The following is a 3,037-nucleotide window of genomic DNA, read 5'->3' on the forward strand; positions in this document are numbered from 1 at the left end:
CGCTTGCCGGCCACGCCGGCGATGAAATGCGGCATACCGTTGCTGAAGAAAAAGCCGATGACGATGTGCCAGGGTGACAGACTCATGCGATCTCTCCTCGAATCGATATGCTGTGGGCGATGTCCGGCAGGGCATCGCGCGCCTTGCCGGGGGCGGGCGCCGTCCCTATAATGCCGGCCGCTTTCAGGGGCCGCCAGGGGCGTGCGTGTGGCGTGCGGCCTGGCGATGCACACCGTAACGCGGAATCGTTTTCAAGCCATGTCCGAGCCGATCGGTCGCAATGCCGCCTGGCCGGACGCATGCTCGGACGACGACGCGGCAGATGCCGAGTCCTGGCAGCCGCTCACGGTTGCCGAGGCGAGTGCGCTGCGCGCCCGGCTGCGAACGCCATCGCTGTGGTGGGTGCCTGCCGGGCAGGTGCTGGCCGGTGCGGTGATGGCGGCGCTGGCCTGGCTGGTCACTGGCCGCGTCAGTGTGCTGCTGTCGGCGCTGTACGGCGCGGCGGTGGTCGCGGTGCCGGCGGCGGTGATGGTGCTGGGCCTGGTGTGGTCGCCGTCGCGCGCGGCGCCGGCTGCGCAGGTCGTGCGCTGGGCGGTGTGGGAGGCGGTCAAGCTGCTACTCGCCGTGGGTATGCTGGCGTTGGCGCCGCGGGTGGTGGCGCCGCTCAGCTGGCCCGCGTTGCTGCTCGCGCTGGTAGTGTGTCTCAAGGTGTACTGGCTGGCGCTGTTGTGGCGCGGCCGCTGGAAATAATCAGACAAGCGAGCAGGGGCTTCCCGATACATGGCAGCTGAAAGCCACGCGCCTTCCGCCGGCGACTACATCGTCCATCACCTGCAACATCTGCGCAGTGCGCAGCAGACGTCGCTGGTCGATTTCTCGGTGATCAACATCGACTCGCTGGTGGTCGCGGCGCTGTTGGGCGTGCTCGCGTGCTTGGTGATGTGGCTGGCGGCGCGGCGTGCCACCGCCGGCGTGCCGGGCCGTTTTCAGGCGGCGCTCGAGATGCTGGTCGAGCTGGTCGACAAGCAGGCCAAGAGCGTCATCCACGATGCGCGCAGCCGGCGCGTGGTGGCGCCGTTGGCGTTGACGGTGTTCGTGTGGATCTTCCTCATGAACGCCATGGACATGCTGCCGGTGGACCTGCTGCCCTGGGCGTGGAGCCACGTCTATGCCGCGGCCGGCCACGACCCGCATCATGCCTACCTGCGCGTGGTGCCGACCGCCGATCTGTCGACTACCCTGGGTTTGTCCGGCTCGGTCTTGTTGGTGTGCATCTACTACAACCTCAAGATCAAGGGCCTGGGCGGCTGGGTGCACGAGCTGTTCACGGCGCCTTTCGGCAGCCATCCGCTGCTGTATCCGATCAATTTCCTGATGCAGATGATCGAGTTCGCGGCCAAGACCCTGTCCCACGGCATGCGGCTATTCGGCAACATGTTCGCCGGCGAGCTCGTGTTCATGCTCATCGCCCTGATGGGCGGCGCCTGGGCATGGCAACTGAACCCGCTGTCCGGCGGCTTCTGGCTGGGCGTAGGGCATGTGGTGGCCGGGACCATCTGGACCCTGTTCCACATTCTGGTGATCACGCTGCAGGCATTCATTTTCATGATGCTGACGCTGATCTACGTCGGTCAGGCGCACGACGCGCACTGATCGGGTTTTCGTTTCTTTTCGTTCCACCACGCAGTCACTCCTGAAGGAGCAATCATGGAAAACGTCCTCGGCCTCGTCGCCCTCGCTTGCGGTCTGATCGTCGGTCTGGGTGCCGTCGGCGCCTCGCTCGGTATCGCCCTGATGGGTGGCAAGTACCTCGAGTCCTCGGCTCGCCAGCCGGAGCTGATGAACGAGCTGCAGACCAAGATGTTCATTCTGGCCGGCTTGATCGACGCGGCATTCCTGATTGGCGTCGCCATCGCGCTGCTGTTCGCGTTCGCCAACCCGTTTCAGCTCGCCGCTTGATTCGTCGTCCTGACCATTTCACGAGCGCAAGGATCGAGTTGTGAATATCAACGCAACGCTGTTCCTGCAGGCGATCGTCTTTGCGGTTCTGGTGTGGTTCACCATGCGGTTCGTATGGCCGCCGATCACCAAGGCCATCGACGAGCGCACGCAGAAGATCGCCGACGGCTTGTCGGCAGCCGAGCGGGCGCGTCTGGAGCTTACCCAAGCCAACCGCCGTGTCGAGGAACAGCTGGCGGCCGCGCGTGACGATGCCGCCAAGCGCCTGGCCGATGCCGAGCGACTGGCGCAGTCGATGATCGAGGAGGCCAAGGCGCGTGCCGCCGAGGAGGGCGCCAAGATCGTCGCCGCCGCGCGGGCCGAGGCGCAGCAGGAAGCGGTCAAGGCACGCGAGGTGCTGCGCGGTCAGGTGGCCGAGCTGGCGGTGCGTGGCGCGGAGCAGATCCTGCGCCGCGAGGTCGACCGCCGCGCCCACGCCGAGCTGTTGGCACGCCTGGCAGCCGAGCTGTAACCATGGCCGAGCTTGCCACCGTCGCCCGCCCCTATGCGCGAGCACTGTTCGAGGCGGCCGACCCGGCCACCGCCCGCTCGCTGGTCGCTGTCCTGCAGCGCCTGGCACTGATCGCGAGTGAGCCGCGGCTGCGCGAGTTCGCCGACGACCCCAGGGTGTCGGCGCGCGAGGTCGGCGAGTTGATCCAAGGTGTGCTGGGCGAGCCGCTGCCGCCGCTGCTGCAGGGGCTGCTCGACGCCGTGCTAGAGAACCATCGCCTGGCCGCGATGGGCGAGATCGCCGAGCAGTTCCGGGCCCTGGTCGACGCCCGGGAGGGCGTGTCCAAGGCCACCATTTACAGCGCTTTCGAGCTATCCGCCGAGCAGTTGGCGGACCTCCTGCCGGCGCTCGAGCGGCGTTTCGGGCGCCGGCTGCAGGCCGAGGTAGTGGTCGAGCCGGAGTTGATCGGCGGCGTGCGGGTGGTGGTCGGCGATGAAGTGCTCGACACCTCGGTGCGCGCCCGGCTTGAACAGATGAGGACTGGCCTGGCGGCCTGAGCGTCACCGACGCCGCCGGCACGGCCGCGCA

Annotated in this window: 5 protein-coding genes; all 5 read left to right on the forward strand. The window is 67.3% G+C overall.

Annotated elements, in window-relative coordinates:
• Positions 1-258 precede the first annotated feature (258 nt).
• From PHC73_RS13145 to PHC73_RS13165, 5 genes are read left to right on the forward strand one after another with little or no spacing between them, the layout of a single operon-like run.
• Positions 259-750 carry an ATP synthase subunit I gene (locus PHC73_RS13145; RefSeq protein ID WP_300129155.1) on the forward strand — a complete coding sequence of 164 codons (492 nt, stop codon included), beginning with the start codon at positions 259-261 and terminating at the stop codon, positions 748-750.
• A gap of 30 nt (positions 751-780) precedes the next feature.
• Complete coding sequence (atpB, locus tag PHC73_RS13150; RefSeq protein WP_300129158.1) at positions 781-1,653, forward strand: F0F1 ATP synthase subunit A; 873 nt, start codon at positions 781-783, stop codon at positions 1,651-1,653.
• 54 nt (positions 1,654-1,707) lie between these two features.
• Entirely contained in the window at positions 1,708-1,959 is a 252-nt protein-coding gene (gene atpE, locus PHC73_RS13155) for a F0F1 ATP synthase subunit C (RefSeq protein ID WP_300129161.1), read from the forward strand.
• Positions 1,960-1,999: 40 nt separating this feature from the next.
• Complete coding sequence (locus PHC73_RS13160) at positions 2,000-2,470, forward strand: F0F1 ATP synthase subunit B (RefSeq protein WP_300129164.1); 471 nt, start codon at positions 2,000-2,002, stop codon at positions 2,468-2,470.
• Positions 2,471-2,472: 2 nt separating this feature from the next.
• A complete protein-coding gene (locus tag PHC73_RS13165; RefSeq protein ID WP_300129166.1) occupies positions 2,473-3,006 on the forward strand; it encodes a F0F1 ATP synthase subunit delta in 534 nt (177 codons plus the stop codon).
• Positions 3,007-3,037: the final 31 nt, after the last annotated feature.

Source organism: Immundisolibacter sp. (assembly GCF_028696615.1).
Classification (GTDB): domain Bacteria; phylum Pseudomonadota; class Gammaproteobacteria; order Immundisolibacterales; family Immundisolibacteraceae; genus Immundisolibacter.

Bases quoted from the DNA above. Each gene is read 5' to 3' on its own strand.
- PHC73_RS13145 (WP_300129155.1), top strand. From the start codon at position 259: ATGTCCGAGCCGATCGGTCGCAATGCCGCCTGGCCGGACGCATGCTCG.
- atpB (WP_300129158.1), top strand. From the start codon at position 781: ATGGCAGCTGAAAGCCACGCGCCTTCCGCCGGCGACTACATCGTCCAT.
- atpE (WP_300129161.1), top strand. From the start codon at position 1,708: ATGGAAAACGTCCTCGGCCTCGTCGCCCTCGCTTGCGGTCTGATCGTC.
- PHC73_RS13165 (WP_300129166.1), top strand. From the start codon at position 2,473: ATGGCCGAGCTTGCCACCGTCGCCCGCCCCTATGCGCGAGCACTGTTC.